General features: G+C 35.3%; 20 protein-coding genes. 14 read left to right on the forward strand and 6 right to left on the reverse strand.

All coding sequences use genetic code 11. From position 1 onward, the window contains the following. The first annotated feature begins 127 nt into the window (after positions 1-127). Together MKY26_RS05655 and MKY26_RS05660 are read left to right on the forward strand one after the other, a co-directional pair. On the forward strand, positions 128-1,447 hold the full coding sequence (locus MKY26_RS05655) for a 3' terminal RNA ribose 2'-O-methyltransferase Hen1 (protein WP_095373343.1): 1,320 nt from the start codon (positions 128-130) through the stop codon (positions 1,445-1,447). Next, positions 1,444-4,032, forward strand: a complete 2,589-nt coding sequence (locus MKY26_RS05660) for an AAA family ATPase (protein WP_322909306.1) — start codon at positions 1,444-1,446, stop codon at positions 4,030-4,032. Before MKY26_RS05655 ends, MKY26_RS05660 begins: the two co-directional genes overlap by 4 nt. Positions 4,033-4,188: 156 nt before the next feature. On the opposite strand, the gene MKY26_RS05665 is transcribed toward MKY26_RS05660, so the two are convergent. Continuing rightward, the gene (locus tag MKY26_RS05665; RefSeq protein WP_322909307.1) at positions 4,189-4,608 is read right to left on the reverse strand and encodes a Fur family transcriptional regulator; all 420 of its coding nucleotides are present in this window, start codon (positions 4,606-4,608) and stop codon (positions 4,189-4,191) included. A gap of 467 nt (positions 4,609-5,075) precedes the next feature. Next, positions 5,076-5,618, reverse strand: a complete 543-nt coding sequence (locus MKY26_RS05670) for an NADPH-dependent FMN reductase (protein WP_095373340.1) — start codon at positions 5,616-5,618, stop codon at positions 5,076-5,078. A 317-nt stretch (positions 5,619-5,935) separates the two neighbouring features. On the opposite strand from MKY26_RS05670, the gene MKY26_RS05675 reads away from it, so the two are divergent. After that, positions 5,936-7,126 carry a glycine C-acetyltransferase gene (locus MKY26_RS05675; RefSeq protein ID WP_095373339.1) on the forward strand — a complete coding sequence of 397 codons (1,191 nt, stop codon included), beginning with the start codon at positions 5,936-5,938 and terminating at the stop codon, positions 7,124-7,126. A gap of 41 nt (positions 7,127-7,167) precedes the next feature. Next, on the forward strand, positions 7,168-8,103 hold the full coding sequence (locus tag MKY26_RS05680) for an L-threonine 3-dehydrogenase (protein ID WP_095373338.1): 936 nt from the start codon (positions 7,168-7,170) through the stop codon (positions 8,101-8,103). A 169-nt stretch (positions 8,104-8,272) separates the two neighbouring features. Here MKY26_RS05680 and MKY26_RS05685 read toward each other — a convergent pair whose 3' ends face one another. Next, on the reverse strand, positions 8,273-8,578 hold the full coding sequence (locus MKY26_RS05685) for a heat-shock protein Hsp20 (RefSeq protein ID WP_095373337.1): 306 nt from the start codon (positions 8,576-8,578) through the stop codon (positions 8,273-8,275). A 320-nt stretch (positions 8,579-8,898) separates the two neighbouring features. Beyond that, positions 8,899-9,042 carry a small acid-soluble spore protein P gene (locus MKY26_RS05690; RefSeq protein ID WP_224936401.1) on the reverse strand — a complete coding sequence of 48 codons (144 nt, stop codon included), beginning with the start codon at positions 9,040-9,042 and terminating at the stop codon, positions 8,899-8,901. Positions 9,043-9,161: 119 nt separating this feature from the next. Here MKY26_RS05690 and MKY26_RS05695 point away from each other — a divergent pair, with 119 nt between their 5' ends. From MKY26_RS05695 to MKY26_RS05735, 9 genes are all read left to right on the forward strand, one after another. Continuing rightward, entirely contained in the window at positions 9,162-9,422 is a 261-nt protein-coding gene (locus tag MKY26_RS05695; protein WP_095373336.1) for a hypothetical protein, read from the forward strand. Positions 9,423-9,746: 324 nt separating this feature from the next. Next, positions 9,747-12,455, forward strand: a complete 2,709-nt coding sequence (acnA, locus tag MKY26_RS05700) for an aconitate hydratase AcnA (protein ID WP_095373335.1) — start codon at positions 9,747-9,749, stop codon at positions 12,453-12,455. 199 nt (positions 12,456-12,654) lie between these two features. Continuing rightward, entirely contained in the window at positions 12,655-13,071 is a 417-nt protein-coding gene (locus MKY26_RS05705; protein WP_322909308.1) for a hypothetical protein, read from the forward strand. A 30-nt stretch (positions 13,072-13,101) separates the two neighbouring features. Then, entirely contained in the window at positions 13,102-13,593 is a 492-nt protein-coding gene (locus tag MKY26_RS05710) for a peroxiredoxin family protein (RefSeq protein ID WP_322909309.1), read from the forward strand. 122 nt (positions 13,594-13,715) lie between these two features. Further along, positions 13,716-13,853 carry an FbpB family small basic protein gene (locus MKY26_RS05715; protein WP_095373332.1) on the forward strand — a complete coding sequence of 46 codons (138 nt, stop codon included), beginning with the start codon at positions 13,716-13,718 and terminating at the stop codon, positions 13,851-13,853. Between the two features lie 60 nt (positions 13,854-13,913). Next, positions 13,914-14,057: an acid-soluble spore protein N gene (locus MKY26_RS05720; protein WP_095373331.1), complete on the forward strand. Its 144-nt coding sequence runs from the start codon at positions 13,914-13,916 to the stop codon at positions 14,055-14,057. A gap of 127 nt (positions 14,058-14,184) precedes the next feature. Further along, positions 14,185-16,521: an AAA family ATPase gene (locus MKY26_RS05725; RefSeq protein ID WP_322909310.1), complete on the forward strand. Its 2,337-nt coding sequence runs from the start codon at positions 14,185-14,187 to the stop codon at positions 16,519-16,521. Continuing rightward, positions 16,490-16,906: an acyl-CoA thioesterase gene (locus MKY26_RS05730; protein WP_095373329.1), complete on the forward strand. Its 417-nt coding sequence runs from the start codon at positions 16,490-16,492 to the stop codon at positions 16,904-16,906. Before MKY26_RS05725 ends, MKY26_RS05730 begins: the two co-directional genes overlap by 32 nt. Positions 16,907-16,923: 17 nt before the next feature. Continuing rightward, complete coding sequence (locus MKY26_RS05735; RefSeq protein ID WP_307314047.1) at positions 16,924-17,217, forward strand: hypothetical protein; 294 nt, start codon at positions 16,924-16,926, stop codon at positions 17,215-17,217. Positions 17,218-17,256: 39 nt separating this feature from the next. On the opposite strand, the gene MKY26_RS05740 is transcribed toward MKY26_RS05735, so the two are convergent. Together MKY26_RS05740 and MKY26_RS05745 are read right to left on the reverse strand one after the other, a co-directional pair. After that, the gene (locus MKY26_RS05740) at positions 17,257-17,547 is read right to left on the reverse strand and encodes a HesB/YadR/YfhF family protein (protein WP_307314045.1); all 291 of its coding nucleotides are present in this window, start codon (positions 17,545-17,547) and stop codon (positions 17,257-17,259) included. 87 nt (positions 17,548-17,634) lie between these two features. After that, positions 17,635-18,294: a GntR family transcriptional regulator gene (locus MKY26_RS05745; RefSeq protein ID WP_095373327.1), complete on the reverse strand. Its 660-nt coding sequence runs from the start codon at positions 18,292-18,294 to the stop codon at positions 17,635-17,637. Positions 18,295-18,662: 368 nt separating this feature from the next. On the opposite strand from MKY26_RS05745, the gene brnQ reads away from it, so the two are divergent. Further along, positions 18,663-20,009, forward strand: a complete 1,347-nt coding sequence (gene brnQ / locus MKY26_RS05750) for a branched-chain amino acid transport system II carrier protein (protein ID WP_322909311.1) — start codon at positions 18,663-18,665, stop codon at positions 20,007-20,009. The last annotated feature ends 230 nt before the right edge of the window (positions 20,010-20,239 follow it).

Consider the following 20,239-nt stretch of genomic DNA (forward strand, 5'->3'; position numbering starts at 1 on the left):
ATAATCATACTAGATTTCTCGATGTTTAACTAGGGGAGAGGCGATATTTATCTATAAAAGAAAAATTCCTTTTGAGGAATGGCTGGTGGTATAATATGGTTTAAATACATATAAAAGGGGGATTGTTATGCAATTAACGATTCATGCAAAAGGAGAAGGAGCGAATGTCCTTTCTTTTTTATTGGCTAAACACCCTGAACGTCTTTATGAAAGAGATCATAAAGGGCATAAAGTACGTCTCTTTTATCAATCCTTTACTCCCAATGAGGTGAAAGTAACGATATACGTCGTTTTGGATGCTATAAGTTTATTAAGGGATAGTGGAGAGAAGTTAGATATTACACATTATATTAATGACCGTGAATTTGCAGTTAGTAGTTTGTTTTTATCGCTCATACGCTCTCCTCTTGCGACAGCTCTAAATGGCTTACCTAAGGAAGAATATTTATCATATGTGGGGCAGGTATTTCAATTTTCTTATTCATTTGGTCCAGTAAATACAGACCTTTCTGTAGAGAATCTTCGGGAGTTGTTTTCACCGCTTGGATTTAGCTTATCTGTGCAATCTGAAACGAAAAACAGTCCTCTTTATGTAACTGTTACAGGTGAGACAACGTTACAAAAGGGGTTAAGGCAGTTATTTATTCTCATTCCAGTTATTGATAATTATAAGCACTATTATATTGATGAAAAAGAGGCGGAAAAGCTTCAGCGTTTCGGAGAAGGTTGGCTAGATGATCATCCTCAAAAAGACTGGATTTATAAACGTGCCTTAAAGTATAAAGGGCTCTTAGGCGACAATATAACCGAACACACAAAGGTTGAAAAGGAAAAGAAGCAAAAAGGACTAAACCAACTACGTTATGAAAAGATAATCGAGATCATTCAATCTAAACCTCATCTTAGAAAGATAATAGACATGGGGAGTGGAGAAGGAAAACTTAGTACTAGATTAGGTTTTTTACCAAATGTGAGTGAAATAATCGCAGTTGAACCAAGTGAACGAGAAACGGTAAAGGCGACAAAAAGATATGCAAAAGCTGCCGAAAATCCGGGCTTCTTAATGCCAATGCAAAAATGGGGTTCGGTATTTTATTATGATGATGGACTAAAGAATAAAGACGTCTTTATTTTATGTGAAGTGATTGAACATATTGCCGAAGAAAAATTGCAAACGGCCATGCAACTTATTTTTCAAGAGTATAAGCCTGCGGTTTGTATTATTACAACACCGAATAAAGAATATAATACACTTTATCAACTTGGTGAATCCATGCGCCATTATGATCATCGCTTTGAATGGACAAGAGCAGAATTACATGCATGGGTTGAGAAGATGACTGCTATGTATGCATATAAGGCAAGCATTTCTAGTATAGGTGATATAGATCATGAACGAGGTGCGCCGACTCAAATAGTCGTTTTCGAAAAAGAGGTGATGGTATGAGGAGAAGAATCACAATTCCTAACGCTGGTGTCATTTTACTTGTTGGGCCTTCTGGTAGTGGTAAAACAACATTATTGCAGAACTGGATCGATAGCGGACAAATAAGAGACTCAGAAGTTTTAAGTTCAGATAAATATAGAAAAATAGTTGCAGATCAAGAGTACACCTCAGTTGAAAGCAGTAATAACAAGGTGGGGCAGATCTTATTTGAACAGTATCAAATGATTTCTAAAGAGGCATTTGAACTACTAGAATCAACCCTACAAGCAAGATGTCGTTTAAATAAATGTAGTTTCATTGATGCGACTAATATAAATAGTGATGATCGCAAAAAATTGATTTCCATTGCACATCGCCATCATTTACCGATAAGCGCAATTGTGCTAGATATCGATTTAGATACATTATTAATGAGAGATAACGAACGAATATTCCCAAGGGGTTCAAAGCGCATTAAACAACAAATGAAAAGGTTCCAATATAATAAGCGTTATTTAAAAACAGAAGGTTATCATCAACTTCATATGATAAAAGAATTGAATCACTCTGTTGAAATAGCACGAATGGATGAAGTTCCTCCTATTGATGTGGGAGCAGGAATTGATATCATTGGTGATATTCATGGTTGTTATACTGAGCTATTACAATTATTAGAGAAGTTAGGTTATGAAGAAAATGAACAAGGGCTCTATACTCATCCCTTTGGGAGAAAGTTTTTATCACTAGGTGATATTATGAGTCGAGGACCGCGCTCTTTAGAAACGCTTTTATTTTTTAAAAATCATGTCAATAATAACTTAGCTTATATGATTGATAGTAATCATGGTTGGAAAATCTACAGATGGTTAAAAGGAAATCAAGTCACTTTGCAACATGGTGACGAATTGACGGCTAAAGAAATCAATCAATGGTTAGCTACCTATTCAGAAGAAGAGCAAAAACGACTGAAGGATGAGTTCATTCAGTTTTTAGGAAATGCTCCGGCACATTATATAATCGAGGATGAAGGTGTGCCGATGCTTGTATGCACGCATGCAGGGATTAAAGATGAGTATATAGGCAAGAAATCCCAACAAATATCGGATTATTGTCGATACGGTGAATCATCAAGTCGCATGAAAGATGGTATTCCCATAAGAGATGAATGGTATCATCATCATACAGGTCATATGACCATTATATGGGGGCATGATCCGAGACCATATCCGACTACTATCAACTCTACGATTAATATTGATCAAGGTGTCGTATTTGGAGGGAAATTAACAGCCTATCGATATCCCGAGAAGTCATTTGTCGCGGTGGATGCTCTCAAAAATTATAACGGTGTAGAGCATAACCCAATAATAGAATGGAAGAGCAAGAGGTTGCAACCCCCTAATATACAAGCGCTTATTGAAGGTTATCGCATACAAATGGAAGAATTCGAAGATGTAAGTGTGAAAGGTAAGTATGTCAAACCAGTCATTGGTTCGTTATCTACAGCCGATACCCATTTTGGTCAACTGGTTTATCTCCCTCCTACTATGAGTCCTGTTCCTATTCCGAGTCAGTTGCCAGATTATTTAGAACATCCAGTAGAGGCTTTTAAATATTATCGGGATTATGGTGTTAATCAACTTATTGTTGAGAAAAAGCATATGGGTTCACGGGGGATTTTACTCATTTTTAAGAATGAGGAAGTAGCATTAAACTATACTGGGATTAGTAATTTAGGTGCGATATATTCAAGAAGTGGGAAGCGCTTTTTTAAAAAGGATATAGAAGAGCGAATATTAACGGTTATTCAATCTAGTTTAAAGAAAAATGACTATTTTGATAAGTACGAAACAGACTTTGTATTACTGGATTGTGAGATCATGCCGTGGAATTTAAAGGCACAAGATTTAATCAATAAACAATATAATCTTGTAGCTGAAAGTGCAATCTTAGACCGAAAAATCTTGGATAAAGCACTAAGCGAAGCATTGGTTGAGAACCAGTGGTTAAAAGAAAATGAAGAGAAGTTAGAACGTGCAGAAAGTTTTCAAAAAGTGTATGAAAAGTATTGCTGGGAGGTTTCTGACATAGATCGCATTGTGATAGCTCCATTTCATATCCTAGCACATAGTGGAAGAGTATATCACGAAAAACCCCATACATGGCATATGACTCATGTGGAAGAACTATCCAACGCATGTAGTATTTTTAGGCCTACTGAATATTTGCTAATTGAAGATGAATCGGATTGGGAGCAAGTAATTAGTTGGTGGAAAGAAATGACAGAAGAAGGGCATGAAGGAATGGTTGTTAAACCCAACCAGTTTACCGTATGGGAAAAAGGGAAGCTGTTACAACCGGCGTTAAAGGTAAGGGGAAGAAAGTATTTACAAATCATATATGGCATGGATTATTTAGAAGAGAAATACTTAGAGCGGTTGAAGAAAAGAAACACGAAACGTAAACAAAAATTAGCTTTACAAGAATTTTCCTTAGGGATAGAGGCGTTAAACCGCTTTGTAAAGCAAGAAGAAATAGGTCGAATTCATGAATGTATTGTCGCTATACTTGCCCTCGAAGGAGATGAAGTCGACCCGAGATTATAGTCGTCATAGAGAAAAGTCATCTATATTGATGGCTTTTTTATGATGGAATTTTATCTTTCATAATCTTATTACCACAAGCGCAAATTGTACTATGCTTTAATTTAATCAATTTTGTTTTACATACTGGGCAAATTTTATCTTCTTTTTTCATCGGAATCATCCTTTCTCTATGCATTCTTGGCATTTCCCATACACTTCCATATTGTGATTATTGACGGAAAAACCTGTAAGATTAGCTACCATTTCTTCAATTTCTGTAAGTTCCGGATAGTTAATATCTGCAATTTTTCCACATAATTCACAGATAACGTGATAATGATTGGACTGACTAAATTCAAAACGACTTAATCCATTGCCATAAGGTAGCTCATTAATGATTCCTAATTCAACAAATAGTTTTAAGTTATTGTAAATGGTAGCGAGACTAATGATAGGGATTCTTTTTTGAATGTCTTCAGCTGTTGGATGTCCATTCATGTCAATCAGTGTCGTTAAAATTTGTATTCTTTGTGGTGTAACCCTTAAATTTTTTTCTTTTAATAAGGGAATTAAGCTTTCTATTTGGTCTTTGTTCATGCTATAACCCTCATTTATAATGATGTAATTGTAGAGAATGCCTTTAAGTAGAACTTAAAGGCATATGAGAAAAAGTGAAAAATAAACGAAATATGAGAATGACTAACATATTAACGATATATATTAATAATAACACTTCTCATTCGAAAATCAATACTTTTTTATAATAATTATAAATAAGGATTGTGTATAAATATAGTTTCGACATTTCCGGTAATATACCTTCGTTGAGTGTGTAATAATTTTAGTTTTTTAATCACCACTATACTAATATGTTACATGATATCAATGTGTGAAAGAATATTGAAAACGGAAGGGGATTATCAATTACACTTTGAATAGGGATTCTAGTTGATAAAAGAGTTTGAATTTTATACAAATATAAAATCCGTAATGTCTCAAAAACATTAGCGTTGTTTGGGACATTACGGATTTTTATATGTTTAATCTAATAATGGAAGTGAATGTTATTTTACTTTTTCTGACCAGTTAATAAAATTGATTACAACCTGATCTAAGAAATCTAAAGTTTGTTCGTGTACAAGTTCTCCTTGTTCATTTACTTTATCAAGGACGGTACCGATAAAAACTTCATTTCCTGGAAGCGTGACAGCGCCGACTCCAGCTGAGTTGAGTATTTGACGCAAGTGCATTTGCGCTTTTACTGTTCCCATTGCACCAGGCGTTGCACCAACAATCATCGCAGGTTTATTGACCATAACTTTTTCCACTCTTGAAAACCAATCAATGGCGTTCTTTAAAAAGGCAGGAATGGAGTGATTATATTCAGGGGTTAAAAATAATAACCCATCACTATCTTTAATTCTTTGGCGAATTTCTAAAACGGACGCTGGCGGTGTAAGTTCATCATCTTGATTATACATCGGTAATACTTCAAGAGGGAGGATATCTATCTCGAGCTCTTCTTTATAACGTTCTTTCATTAATAAGGCTAACTTTTTATTAATTGATTCTTTGCGATTGCTTCCGACAAATGCAGCTATTTTCATAATAAATGCCTCCATTATGTAATAATTAATGTTTCCATCATAGCATAGACCTATTTGAAATCTGTTATAAATGCTCAGAAAATCTAAACGTTTCCATTAAATTTGAACATTTTTTAAGTAAGATGGGTAAATTAACTAATAAAGTTCTTTTGAAAATATGTCCTCTATATGTGTACAATTATTTAAAATGTGGTAAAGTATAATTTGTAAAACCTATACATAGCAAATGTATAACTAGAAAATAGTTGTATTTTTACAGAGGACAGTTGTCTATTTTGAAAAGAAAATGAAGATGAAACACTAGGAGGAAAAGGAATATGTCAAGCAATATTCTAAATCAATTTTTAAGTGAAAATCTTGAGGATTTAAAAGATAAAGGATTATATAACGAAATTGACCCGTTAGAAAGTGCGAATGGTCCAATCATTAAAATTAACGGGAAAGAGTTAATTAACTTATCTTCGAACAATTATTTAGGTTTAGCAACAAATGATACGTTAAGAACAATTGCTAAAGAAGCGATTGATAAATATGGTGTTGGTGCAGGGGCAGTTAGGACGATTAATGGTACGTTGCAAATCCATGTAGAGCTTGAAGAAACACTTGCAAAATTCAAGCATACAGAGGCAGCAATTGCTTATCAATCTGGATTCAATTGTAATATGGCGGCGATTTCTGCAGTTATGGATAAAAATGATGCCATCCTTTCAGATGAGCTTAATCATGCTTCAATTATTGACGGTTGCCGTTTATCCAAAGCAAAAATCATTCGATTTAATCATTCTGATATGGACGATCTTAGAGCAAAAGCAAAGGAAGCAACAGAATCTGGGCAATACAATAAAGTAATGGTCATTACAGATGGCGTATTTTCAATGGATGGTGATATTGCTAAATTACCAGAAATCGTTAAAATCGCTGAAGAGTTTGATCTAATAACATATGTAGATGATGCTCACGGTTCTGGTGTATTAGGTAAAGGTGCTGGTACGGTAAAACATTTTGGTCTTTCTGATAAAGTGGATTTCCAAATTGGTACATTATCGAAGGCAATCGGAGTAGTTGGTGGTTATGTAGCTGGTAAACAACAATTAATCGATTGGTTAAAGGTGAGAAGTAGACCTTTCTTATTTTCTACATCTGTTACACCTGCTGATGCTGCTGCAAGTAAAAAAGCGATTGAGATGTTAATGGAGAGCACAGCGCTCAATGAAAAGTTATGGGAAAACAGTGAATACTTAAAAGCAGGCTTAAAGAAATTAGGCTTTAATATCGGTGAAAGTGAAACACCGATTACACCTTGTATCATTGGGGATGAAGTGAAGACGCAAGAATTTAGTAAGAAACTTAATGAAGCTGGAGTGTATGCAAAGTCCATCGTATTCCCAACGGTACCAAGAGGAACAGGCCGTGTACGTAATATGCCATCTGCTGCACATACGAAAGAAATGCTAGATCAAGCATTAACTATATATGAAACGGTAGGAAAAGAATTAGAGATTATATAAAATCACCCCTTTAGAGAGGGTTGAAAAGGGTAGGAGAAAAAATGAAAAAAATTATGATTACTGGTGCACTTGGCCAGATTGGCTCAGAGTTAACACTCAAATTAAGAGAAATCTATGGAACGGACCATGTCATTGCAACAGATATTAGAAGCAATGACTCAGAGGCAGCTACATCAGGACCTTTTGAAATGGTAGACGTTACAGATGGAAAAACGATGTTAGAAGTGGCGAAAAAGCATCAAGTTGATTCTATTATTCATATGGCTGCCTTATTATCAGCCACAGCTGAAGCAAATCCAGTGTTTGCTTGGAATTTAAATATGGGTGGATTGATGAACGCACTTGAAGCAGCAAGAGAAACGGGTGCGCAATTCTTTACACCAAGTTCCATTGGCGCTTTTGGACCTTCTACACCAAAAGACCTTACACCACAAGATACGATTTGCCGACCAACAACAATGTACGGCGTAAATAAAGTTTCTGGAGAGCTCCTTTCTGATTATTACTATCATAAATTTGGTGTGGATACACGCGGTTTACGATTCCCAGGATTAGTTTCTTACGTAACACCTCCAGGAGGCGGAACGACCGATTATGCTGTGGAGATTTATTACGAAGCGATGAAAAACAAAGCGTATACTTCTTATATTGCAAAAGGTACCTATATGGATATGATGTATATGCCTGATGCCTTAAATGCGATAGTCAACCTTATGGAGGCTGATCCAGCAAAATTATTACATCGTAATTCATTTAATGTGACAGCAATGAGTTTTGAACCGGAGCAAATCGCTGCTGAAATCCGTAAGCATATACCAGAATTCGTCTTAATGTATGATGTCGATCCAGTTCGCCAATCAATCGCTGATAGTTGGCCAAATGCCATTGACGCTTCAGCCGCAAAAGAAGAATGGGGATTTAAAGCAGAGTATGATCTCGCAAGAATGACTGAGGATATGTTAAATAAACTAAAATAAAGATAAAGAAAAACGCCCTTTTGTTACGCGGGCGTTTTTCTTTAAGTTAAAATAGATTTTAGTATATCCATGCAGGAGTTATCATATTGTAAATTTGTTTATTTTAGTTCGAATCCTGAGACGATAAAAGGTTCACATAATTTTATTATGTCAACTAAATATTGTATCATTATTTGTCTATGAAAATTTCCAAAATAGAATGCTGGTGAACGATTCGTAGTGGAGTTGTAATATGAGGAAGCATAAGTTTTCTGCTATATGTTGCACCATCACTTTTTGCAACAGCACTGATAATAAGCTCATCTCCCGTTGGTATAACTTGCACATGATGATAACGATCCTCTTCAATTAAGGCTTCAATTATATAAGCTGATTCAGTATCAAATACATCGATACGAAAGATAGACTCGTCTAAAAAAGATGTTAACGGATCAAGAAACATGCTTTCAAACCAACTCTGCCACTCCATATTCATACATATCACCCCAGTATGATAATGTATGCGTATACACAAATAATGTGAATCGTACAATCGATTTTTTTAAATGTTAATGTGGAAATTATATTTTCTTCCAAAATTGATGATAACTGTACAAGAACTACAGTTTATAAAATATATTTGTATGAAGCTACTTAATCAAGTTAAGGAAATGAATGATGTATTATTTTTATTAATAACAGTCCGGGGATAAGGTGAAATGAGTCCGATACAATACCGAACTCATTTCAAGAATGCAGAGTTATTTCATTAAGGTTTTTATTTTGATCATTTATTCAATTGTATCGAACAAACTTCTACATATCATGATGAGAGTGATTCTTTTGTCTTGAATGATTTCTATTCTTTACTTTCTTAGAGCCACTTAAAGGCTCAGGTTGTCCTGGGTTATCCCCTTTTGGAGCGTTTTTTCTCATATCTTTACCATCATTTTTATTCATTTTTTCATTTCCCTCCTTTTGTTTATAGGATGAAAGAATCCCCATTTTTTATACGGTATATTTTATCCTCACTCTGAACAATTTAATTGTAAGAAAAGCAAAAGAGGTGAAAACAAGTTATGCCTTATCATAAAAATAAACAGCAAGCATTTCAAGCAGCCCAACAAAGTATGGAAGATGTAGAAGAACAGTATCATGTAATAGATAAACATGCTAGTACGTATGGCCAACAACTCAAACATCTGTCTCAAGAAATAGCAGAAACTTATGAACAAATCCAAAATGCTTTAGAAGTTGCATCTGAGCATCAAAAAGAGCAATTGCTTAAATTTCAAACGGATTTGGATGCCATCACAAGCCAAGTGCAATCAGAAAAATAAAAATAGGGCTAAAAAAGTCGAAAAAAGTCAATTAAACGCGATTGGTTTATTTTCTTAATATAATAATTAAATGAAGTGTATTTCACACCGTAATTGATAACCTCTCTCAATTGCGGTGTTTTTATGTTTATCATATCATTTATTAGAAATACCATAAGAAAAACTTATCAATAACAATAACTTTCTTGTTATTTACTTATGTTGAATGTTGTATTATTATAGGAATTGTGAGAAAAGTGAGGATGGGTAAAAATTCAAACTTTTCGACTGATTACCATTAAGTGGTATTATAGTACTTTGTAGTTCGAATTAGGGGGTAATACTATGGCGAAAAATGATGTGTTTAATTCCCGTAAATCATTTGATGTAGATGGGAAACGTTATCATTACTATGACTTAGCAGCACTTGAAAATGCAGGTATAGGACAGGTATCTAAATTACCATATTCTATTAAAGTCCTACTTGAATCTGTACTACGTCAATATGACGGTCGTGTAATTACAAAAGAGCATGTTGAAAACTTAGCAAAATGGGGAACAGCAGATGTGAAGGAAGTGGATGTACCATTTAAACCTTCACGTGTTATCCTTCAAGACTTTACAGGTGTACCAGCAGTTGTAGACTTAGCTTCTTTAAGAAAAGCTATGGCTGATATGGGTGGAGATCCAGATATGATCAACCCTGAAAAACCAGTTGATCTTGTTATTGACCACTCTGTACAAGTTGATAAATATGGCACACCAGATGCACTAGATGCAAATATGGTTTTAGAATTTGAAAGAAACGCAGAACGTTACCAATTCTTAAGTTGGGCACAAAAAGCATTTGATAACTATCGTGCTGTTCCACCTGCGACAGGTATCGTTCACCAAGTAAACTTAGAATATCTTGCTGATGTTGTAATTGCAAATGAAACAACAGAAGGAGATTTTGAAGCATTCCCTGATACACTTGTTGGTACTGACTCTCATACAACGATGATTAATGGTATCGGTGTACTTGGTTGGGGTGTTGGTGGTATTGAGGCGGAAGCTGGGATGCTTGGACAGCCTTCATATTTCCCAGTTCCTGAAGTTGTTGGGGTGAAACTTGTTGGTGAGCTACCTAATGGAGCAACAGCTACTGACCTTGCCTTAAAAGTAACACAAGTTTTACGTACACACGGTGTTGTAGGTAAATTTGTGGAATTCTTCGGACCAGGTGTTCCTGCACTTCCACTAGCTGATCGTGCAACAATCGCGAACATGGCACCTGAATATGGTGCAACATGTGGGTTCTTCCCAGTTGATGGTGAATCTTTAGAATACATGCGTCTAACTGGACGTAAAGAAGAACAAATCAAAGTTGTTGAAGCTTATTCTAAAGCAAATGGCTTATTCTTCGATCCTTCATTAGAACCAGTTTATACAGATGTAGTAGAAATTAACTTAGCTGATATTGAACCGAACCTTTCCGGTCCAAAACGTCCGCAAGATTTAATTCCGCTTTCTGCTATGAAAAAAGAATTTAATAAAGCTGTTACTGCTCCTCAAGGTAACCAAGGTTTTGGTTATGATGAGAAAGAGTTTGATAAAACAGCAACAGTTAACTTCAAAAATGGCGATTCTACGACAATGAAAACGGGTGCAGTTGCAATTGCTGCAATCACTAGCTGTACAAACACATCTAATCCTTATGTATTAGTTGGTGCAGGTCTTGTTGCGAAAAAAGCAGTAGAACTTGGTTTGGAAGTTCCTAAATATGTGAAAACATCTTTAGCACCAGGTTCAAAAGTTGTAACTGGGTACTTAAATAACTCTGGTTTACTTCCTTATTTAGAGCAATTAGGATTTAACCTAGTAGGTTATGGATGTACAACATGTATCGGTAACTCTGGTCCTTTAAAAGAAGAAATTGAAGAAGCGATTGCTGACAGTGATTTACTTGTTACTTCTGTTCTTTCTGGTAACCGTAACTTTGAAGGTCGTATCCATCCATTAGTGAAAGGTAACTACCTTGCTTCACCACCGTTAGTAGTTGCATACGCTCTAGCTGGAACAGTTGATGTTGATCTTCAACATGATGTTCTTGGTCAAGATAAAGATGGGAACGATGTATTCTTTAAAGACATCTGGCCAACAACAGAGGAAATCAATGCAGTCGTTAAACAAACGGTTACACCTGATTTATTCCGTGCTGAATATGAGCGTGTATTCGATGATAATGAGCGTTGGAATGAAATTAAAACAAGTAATGAACCATTATATACTTTCGATGAGTCATCTACTTATATCCAAAACCCACCATTCTTTGAAGGTTTAAAACCAGATCCAGAAGAAGTAAAACCATTAAATGGTTTACGTGTAGTTGGTAAATTTGGTGATTCTGTTACAACTGACCATATTTCTCCTGCAGGTGCAATCGGTAAAGATACACCAGCTGGTAAATACCTTCGCGAAAATGGCGTAGAAGTTCGTGACTTTAACTCTTATGGTTCTCGTCGTGGTAACCATGAAGTTATGATGCGTGGTACATTTGCTAATATCCGTATCCGTAACCAAATTGCACCAGGTACTGAAGGTGGATTCACAACGTACTGGCCAACTGGTGAAGTGACATCCATTTATGATGCATGTATGCAATATAAAGAAGATGGCACTGGATTAGTTGTACTTGCTGGTAAGGATTACGGAATGGGATCATCTCGTGACTGGGCAGCAAAAGGAACAAATTTACTCGGTATTAAAACAGTTATTGCCGAAAGCTATGAGCGTATTCACCGTTCTAACCTTGTGTTAATGGGCGTTCTACCACTTCAATTTAAAGCTGGTGAGAGTGCTGATACACTAGGATTAACTGGTAAGGAAACAATTAGTGTTGAAATTGGAGAAGACGTGAGACCTCGCGACTTTGTAAAAGTGACAGCAATTGCAGAAGATGGCACTATAACTACTTTTGAAGCACTTGTTCGTTTCGACTCTGAAGTGGAAATTGATTACTATCGTCATGGTGGTATCTTGCAAATGGTTCTTCGTAATCGATTGAAGAAATAATTGTAGCTTTCCTGCCCTCTACACCTCTAGATGTGTAGAGGGTTTTTAGTTTCCAAACTTCAACAAACTTCACCCTTTAGGAAGGAATTTGCCTTCATTCAATACACATAGAATCACGATGTGAAAGTTTAAAAAAACCTTAGAACTAAATGAAATGAGTAAAAATGATTGAGCATAGTAAAACAAAAGGAGATAACAATTGAAAGCATGGATGATTGGTCCGTTTTTAATTACTGTGAATCAGTTAAGTCTTGCGATAGCGTTTGTAATCACATATTTTCTTTTAAAAACTTTGTTTAGAGTTGATGGGAAGATAAAAGATGAAGTTAGTTCTAGTCTGGTGACTGGTCTAATTATTTTTCTCCTATGTTATAAAGGGCTGCCACTAATAATGAGGTTTACAGATGTAATAAAAAACCCTCTTATAATTGTTTATTCAAATAGTGGACTGAAAGGTCTATTCTTCGCTTTAGTTATCATGGTAATTTATTTATTTATTAAAGCCTATCACTCGCATTTCCCTATGATTCAATGGATGCGTATCGCTTTTGTTTATTTATTTACATATTTTCTTTCATTTTGGATGATCAGAACACTATATTTTCTTTTCTATTAGGAACAATAATGAAAGGAAGGAGTGTTCTAGTTGAAAAAAACCTTATTATTCCTTTGTTGCCTTTTACTATTTATCCCGCTAGAAACTGCAGCAGAAGATCAATTACCTGGTTTGAAGATCGGCACAAAAGCACCCGAATTTAAGCTTCAGACTATTGAAGGTAAAAATGTCAGTTTAACGGAATTTCGCGGAAAAAAAGTGATGCTCAATTTTTGGGCTACTTGGTGTGCGCCATGTAAACAAGAAATGCGTGATTTCCAATCATTTTATCAAAATAAAAAGGATACTAATATAGAGATCATTGCCATTAACATTGATACAAAAAGTAATGTCAGCAAATATGTTGAGCGATTAGGTATTACTTTTCCGGTTTTATTAGACGAGAATGATCAAGTAAATGAAATTTATCATGTGATGGTAATACCAACTACTTATTTCATTGATGAAAAGGGCGTCATAAGGGATAAATACTATAGTGCTATGCCTTTATCATTAATTAAAGAAAAGTTAAAACAGTTTTAATCTATCTCTTTTATAATTCAATAACTAAGCCCATTATTAAATTTTCTAAAATTTGTAATAACTTTCTATTGAATGGGGCATACTGCTTATAAAATAGAAAGAAATGGTGGGTGAAGAATTTTATGAGAAAACCTAAAAGAAGAACGTTTGCTGATCTGGTATTAGAGAATAAGCTTCAATTAATGAAAGATCAGTCTGCAATGGATAAAATAGAAATGCGATTAGAAGAAAAACATGCTAGTCACCTAAAGGCAGAGTAGATTTTTACCTGACTATTTCACTTAACTTCCGAACATAATAAAATGAAGGAGGGATAAGTGATGGGTAATCCAAAAAAGAACAGTAAAGCTTTTGTCCCCAATCACCTTGGTACACAATCAAGAGGTTTTGGTGGCAATAAAGGTAAACAAATGCAGGATAAAACAGGCAAACAACCTGATGTGATTCAAACAAAAGGTGAATAAATGTCAAAAGGATGCTTAGGTAAGCCGTACCTAAGCATCCTTTTGTATGTAAGCGGCTTTACTTCAATATGAAGAAAAAAATATGGTATAGTTAGTTTAAACCATTGAATAAAGTGATGTGAATAGAATGAAACAAAAGAAAAAAACAGATATTGATAAAAATGGTTCCCAGCAAGTACATACTGAAAGAAATATATTTGAACAAATCTCTCGATTAGATGAAAAAACGGATGCTGAACAATTATCAGAGTTGCTAACAGAAGCAGCGCAATTGTCTGCTATAAGGGACAAAACAGATGTTCAATTGCCAGTTGCATGGTTACAAAAGGCGATTGAATTATCACCGCAGAATCTCAGAGCAAAAGAAGCGCTCGCAGAAACAAAATGGATGATTAACAAAGAATTCATGGATCAACTTCAATATCCTATTATTCGTGAAACTGATAATCGTGCAACAAAAAAATATGCTGCAGAAGAAATGATAGCCATCACAAACCGTTTTATGCAACAAACTCATAAAGCAAAAGAACATTTAAAACGACAAAAAGAGGAACTACGTAAGTATAAAAATGATCAATTGAGTCCTTTTGTAAACGATTTATATGCTATCCTCGAAGACGCTCTATCCATTGGCGGTGAATTAGTTGAGGTTGCCGAAGCATATGAGCAGTCGATATCTGGCGTATTTCATACAGCGATACATTATGATGAAGTAAAGAGAAAAATTGAGCAACTTTTGAAAGTGAAAGAAAAGTGGCAACAAAGAATTGAAGCCTACGAAATACAGAAAAAGCAACATGTGACTCCTTTAAATGAACTTGATGAAATGGTTGGTATGATAAATGTAAAGAAGAGAATTAAAGCTTATTATCAATTTTTACAGTATCAACATAGACGTCGTACTTTAGGTTTTAACCAGCGAGATCAAATGAGTCTCAATATGGTGATTACAGGGAATCCTGGAACAGGTAAAACAACTTTAGCGAGAACACTTGCGCGTATATACAATCATTTGGGTGTCTTACCAAGGGAGAATGTCATAGAAACTAATCGTTCACAATTAGTTGGTGCATATGTTGGGCAAACCGAAGAGAATGTTGGACAATTAGTCGAAAAAGCGCTAGGTGGAGTATTATTTATCGATGAGGCTTATACATTGAATCGATCAGATCAATCAAAGGACGATTATGGACAAGTAGCAATTGATACCCTTGTTTCGTTAATGACAAGTGAAAAGTATAGTGGACGATTGGCAGTAATATTGGCAGGCTATCCTGATGAAATGCGACAGTTTCTTGAAGTAAACCCGGGATTACGCAGTCGTTTCCCGCAAGCAAACCATCTCCATCTTTCAGATTACAATGACTACGAGTTGTTAGAGATAGGAAAGCGAATCGCTTTAAATAATGATTATGTGCTAACTAGTTCAGGAGAAAGGGCGTTGTTAAAGAGAATAGAAAGAGAGCGTGTTGATGATACCTTTGGTAACGCAAGAGCTGTACATGATGTCATTCTCGATGCGATATTTTCTAAAGGTATAAAGGGTGATCAAGCAGATATTAGAGAACTAACCATATTAGAAGAAGATGATTTTACCATTGATGAGGAAGAGTCTATTGATCAACCGCAGAAGCAACTGGATGAAATGATTGGATTGGAGCATGTTAAAGAAGAAGTAAAGACTTTAGTGTCATTTGTACAAGTACAGCATATGCGAGGGCAACAAGGATTACCGGCCATTCCTGTGCAGCTACACTCAGTTTTTACAGGGAATCCAGGTACTGGGAAAACGACGATAGCGAAAATCTTCGCACAATTATTAAAAGAATGCGGCTTGCTCAAACGGGGCCATCTTATTGTTTCGAGTAGAGCCGACTTTGTTGCTGGTTATATTGGCCAGACAGCATTAAAAACAAGAAAACTTATTCGCCAAGCATTAGGTGGTGTTTTGTTTATTGATGAAGCGTATTCTCTTTTATCTGATATCACTACTGATTTCGGAAAAGAAGTGATAGATACGCTTGTAGATGAAATGACTAAGCATAACGAAAACTTGGTAGTGATATTAGCAGGCTATCCAGTGGAAATGGAAAAGCTATTGGCAAGTAATCCTGGACTAAGGTCGCGTTTTAAAAAGTTTTTACATTTTCCGGACTATACTGCTGAAGAGATGCTGAAGATGATGAAAGCATTTTTAACAAGATATGAAATGAGTTTAACGAAGGCGGCCGAACAATTACTGCTGGAGTATTTTACGACTACAGTAACAGAAGGGAATGGTCGTTTAGTTGTGAATCTTGCTGAAGGGGCTATTCAGAATCAAGCAAGAAGAATTATGGAAGATTCACATACAAGTGAGTCATCGTTATCCACATTAACAGAGAGAGATTTTATAAATACAATTGGTCCGAATAGAAAGGAAGACAAGACTAGTGCTAGTTTCAACGAAAGAGATAGAAGTTAGATATGCGGAAACAGATCAAATGGGTGTGGTCTATCATGCCAATTATATTATTTGGATGGAACTAGGTCGAACGCAATTCGTAAAAGACCTAGGTTTTAATTATGCGGCATTAGAAGAACAAGGTGTATTATCACCTGTACTTGACATACAAGCATCTTATAAAAAGCCTCTCCATTATGGAGAGACAGCTACAGTCAAGACTTGGGTAGAGGATTATGATGGTTTAAGGACAACTTATGGATATGAAATATATAACCAAGAAGGCATTCTCGCTGTTAGTGGGTCTTCATTACACACTTGTGTGAAGAAGGATAGTTTTCGACCGATTTCACTTCGGAGGAAGTTTCCAGATTGGCATGAAGCATACGAAAAAGCAAAGAAATAAAGAAAGAAGGCTTAAAAATGGCGTTCGGTATTACTAGGGTTGATGTAAGAAAGTGGAAATCTGATATAGATGCTGGAAAGATCGCCTTTCTTACTCATTATTGGCTTGATGATCGTTTTCCCACGTGTAAGACGGTCACGAAGGTGGGAGCGTCCGATTTGAATCAGCTCATTTTATGGGGGAAGAAGTACGGATTGAAGCCGGAGTGGATTCATCATCGTAAAGACGGATACTCTCATTTTGATTTATTAGGAGATAAACAAATTGAAATTATGAAGTTAGAGGGAAAAGAAGAGCATATTTGGAGATAATAAACATCACCCCTAGTTTTATAGAGCTAGGGGTGATGTTTATTTTTCATATTTATACTGCGGTTCGTTTAAGTCCTCGTCATATTGCACAATCAAATGATGATTATCGAAGTACCACAAGTCTTTTTCCTCGATAAAAAACTGGATACCGTCAGATTCTTTCGTAACGACAGGATTGACCGGTTCTTCATTAGAAATACCTAAAGAAAATCCTTGTTGTATCGGGCTTGAACCTCCATACCGGGCAAAAAAACGAACGTAATCTCCGGCAGTTAAAAGCATCTCATCTTTAAACCAGTTAATGGCTTTGTCACTCAATCGAATGTCCAAGGTCCCCACTCCTTTTATCTTTATAAGACTATTGTATACGAAAGCGAAACACACTGCTAAGATTTTGATTGGAAAGAGAAGGGAACCTTATTTATGCTCAGAAAAATATTCATTGATGGCACGAATCCAATTGATTCTTGTTACATCAGAGGCTGTTTGTTTGTCACCTGCTTCTAGCGCTTGTATGATCCGTTCATGCTCGTCGATAGATGATTCTGTTAAGATAATGGCTTTGTAATAGTAAAGTCTCATAACGTGAGGTTGGAGACCTTCAATCGCCTGAGTTATATAAGGGTTTTTTGTTTCATCTACTATTAATTGATGGAACTCTTCGTCATATTTAAGAGCAGAGAATGAATCCTCAGTTTTAATAGCTTCAGCAAATTTCTGATTAATTTCTTTTAAACGATTAATTACCTCTTGCCCCAGATTGCCTGCTACTAATTCAGAAGACAATGCTTGCAGGACACTTAATGGAGGAAGGATTTTCGTTATATCTTCGTGATTTACTGCAGTAACTTGTGTCCCTACACCCGGATACATTTCTACAAATCCTTGGGAATTTAATAATTGTAATGCTTCTCTAATGGGTGTTCTGCTGACTCCTAAAGCTTCCGCAAGATCAGCATCATTCAGCTTTTCTTTTGGTTTTAACGTGCCATCAATAATCCATTCTTGAATTTGCAAGAATGCTCGTTTTTTAGCTGAAAGTCGTTGTGGAGTTGAAAAATTACTTGGAATTGGCATAATAAACCACCTTTGCGTATCAAATATCTGTAAATTACTCTGTTAGTATAGTGTGATTTTTCAAAATTGCTGAAAGAAATCCGGAAATATTCTATCTATATTAGTAATATATAGAAAAAATTATATAATAATATAGTTTTTAATGCAATATATCACCTCTTCCGTTAGTTTCTTAAGATAATTTATTGTGTTCATTATAGTGATATGTTATCTTATTAATGCAATATATTAACGGGAATTAGATAAGTGACAGAATTTTTAAAAATTATTTCAGAATATTTAATTTTATGAAGAATAAATATTCTGAAAAATACTAGCGGTGAAAAAATCATCTGCTAGTTGTAATTGAGAGGGGTAAACTTGTAAATATGAATCAAAAATCTTCAAATTCTTATGTGGTTGTATTAGGTTTAATGTTATTCTCTTTGTTCTTTGGAGCGGGTAATTTAATATTCCCGATTATGATGGGGCAAGAAGCGGGTACAAATGTTTGGGCAGCGACAGCTGGGTTTATTATAACTGGTGTGGGACTGCCATTATTAGCTGTTGTTGCTCTTGGCTTTTCAGGTAAGAGTGATTTGCAATCGCTTGCAAGTCGAGTGAATCCAACATTTGGACTGATTTTCGCTATTATATTGTATTTAGCTATTGGTCCATTATTTGCCATTCCGAGAGCAGGAAGTGTTTCATTTGAAATTGGAATTCGACCATTATTGCCAGAATCTTCACTGACGATTGGTTTATTAATATTCTCAATCTGCTTCTTTGGTGTTGCGACGATATTATCATTAAATTCATCAAAGATTGTTGATATTGTTGGTAAATATTTAACGCCTATTAAAATTAGCTTTATACTACTATTAATTCTTGTTGCTGTTTTTAATCCTCTAGGATCTTTTGGGGAGCCAACAGAAGCTTATTCACAACACTCATTCTTTAATGGCTTCTCAGAAGGCTATTTAACTATGGATGTACTGGCTGCATTTGTCTTTGGTGTAATTGTTATTAATGCACTGCGGGCAAAAGGTATAGAGTCAAATCGCTCTATTATGTTTGCTACGATGAAGGCTGGTTTGATTGCTGCGGTTTTATTAGCATTCTTTTATAGTGCGATGGCTTATATGGGTGCTAGTAGTGTTGCGGAATTAGGTATCCTTGAAAATGGTGGAGCTGTTCTCTCGGGTGTTGCCTATGCATATTTTGGCTCTTATGGAGGAATCGTTCTAAGTGCTGTTATGATTATTGCTTGTATGACAACAAGTGTAGGTTTGATCAGTTCATGTGCTAGCTATTTTAGTAAGATCATGCCTAAATTTTCCTATAAGACATATGTAATTGCATTTGCTATTTTCAGTACTGCAGTTGCGAACTTTGGTTTAACAGAGTTAATAGCTATTTCTGTTCCAGTACTTACAGCGATTTATCCTTTGGCGATTTTATTATTAATTTTAACATTTTTCCATCAGTTTTTTAATGGGAAGAAGACTGTCTATCAAGTGAGTATGATTTTAACGTTTATTGTTAGTGTTTTTGACGGTTTAAAAGAAGCAGGAGTTCAAATAGAGCCTGTTTATCATTTATTCGCAAACATTCTTCCGTTGTATGAAGTGGGATTAGGTTGGATTGTACCAGCTATCATTGGTGTAATTTTAGGTATTGTAATAGATCTGTTTAAAAGAGAGACAAAGATAAAAGAGAATGAAGAAGTAATTTAACTGTTTTTTACCCTTACAAAAGATTTTCCTTTTGTAAGGGTTTTTTTATGTAACCTATAATAATATTCACTATTTTTTTGATAACTAGAAGGATTATTCTTAGTCATTCCAATCAAGAATGTAAAATTATCGAGGTCTCTACTAGTAAATTAAGTAAGAATAATTCTATTAATATATTACATATGACTATATTTTTTTAAAATAATATATTGCATTCATTACATGGATAT

The organism is Cytobacillus sp. FSL R7-0680 (genome assembly GCF_038009245.1).
GTDB classification, from domain to species: domain Bacteria; phylum Bacillota; class Bacilli; order Bacillales; family Cytobacillaceae; genus Cytobacillus; species Cytobacillus kochii.

Coding starts and splice junctions, on each gene's coding strand:
- MKY26_RS05675 (WP_095373339.1), top strand. CDS start 5,936: ATGTCAAGCAATATTCTAAATCAATTTTTAAGTGAAAATCTTGAGGAT.
- MKY26_RS05720 (WP_095373331.1), top strand. CDS start 13,914: ATGGGTAATCCAAAAAAGAACAGTAAAGCTTTTGTCCCCAATCACCTT.
- MKY26_RS05660 (WP_322909306.1), top strand. CDS start 1,444: ATGAGGAGAAGAATCACAATTCCTAACGCTGGTGTCATTTTACTTGTT.
- MKY26_RS05715 (WP_095373332.1), top strand. CDS start 13,716: ATGAGAAAACCTAAAAGAAGAACGTTTGCTGATCTGGTATTAGAGAAT.
- MKY26_RS05745 (WP_095373327.1), bottom strand. CDS start 18,294: ATGCCAATTCCAAGTAATTTTTCAACTCCACAACGACTTTCAGCTAAA.
- MKY26_RS05680 (WP_095373338.1), top strand. CDS start 7,168: ATGAAAAAAATTATGATTACTGGTGCACTTGGCCAGATTGGCTCAGAG.
- MKY26_RS05725 (WP_322909310.1), top strand. CDS start 14,185: ATGAAACAAAAGAAAAAAACAGATATTGATAAAAATGGTTCCCAGCAA.
- MKY26_RS05735 (WP_307314047.1), top strand. CDS start 16,924: ATGGCGTTCGGTATTACTAGGGTTGATGTAAGAAAGTGGAAATCTGAT.
- MKY26_RS05690 (WP_224936401.1), bottom strand. CDS start 9,042: ATGAATAAAAATGATGGTAAAGATATGAGAAAAAACGCTCCAAAAGGG.
- brnQ (WP_322909311.1), top strand. CDS start 18,663: ATGAATCAAAAATCTTCAAATTCTTATGTGGTTGTATTAGGTTTAATG.
- MKY26_RS05665 (WP_322909307.1), bottom strand. CDS start 4,608: ATGAACAAAGACCAAATAGAAAGCTTAATTCCCTTATTAAAAGAAAAA.
- MKY26_RS05670 (WP_095373340.1), bottom strand. CDS start 5,618: ATGAAAATAGCTGCATTTGTCGGAAGCAATCGCAAAGAATCAATTAAT.
- MKY26_RS05685 (WP_095373337.1), bottom strand. CDS start 8,578: ATGAATATGGAGTGGCAGAGTTGGTTTGAAAGCATGTTTCTTGATCCG.
- acnA (WP_095373335.1), top strand. CDS start 9,747: ATGGCGAAAAATGATGTGTTTAATTCCCGTAAATCATTTGATGTAGAT.
- MKY26_RS05655 (WP_095373343.1), top strand. CDS start 128: ATGCAATTAACGATTCATGCAAAAGGAGAAGGAGCGAATGTCCTTTCT.
- MKY26_RS05695 (WP_095373336.1), top strand. CDS start 9,162: ATGCCTTATCATAAAAATAAACAGCAAGCATTTCAAGCAGCCCAACAA.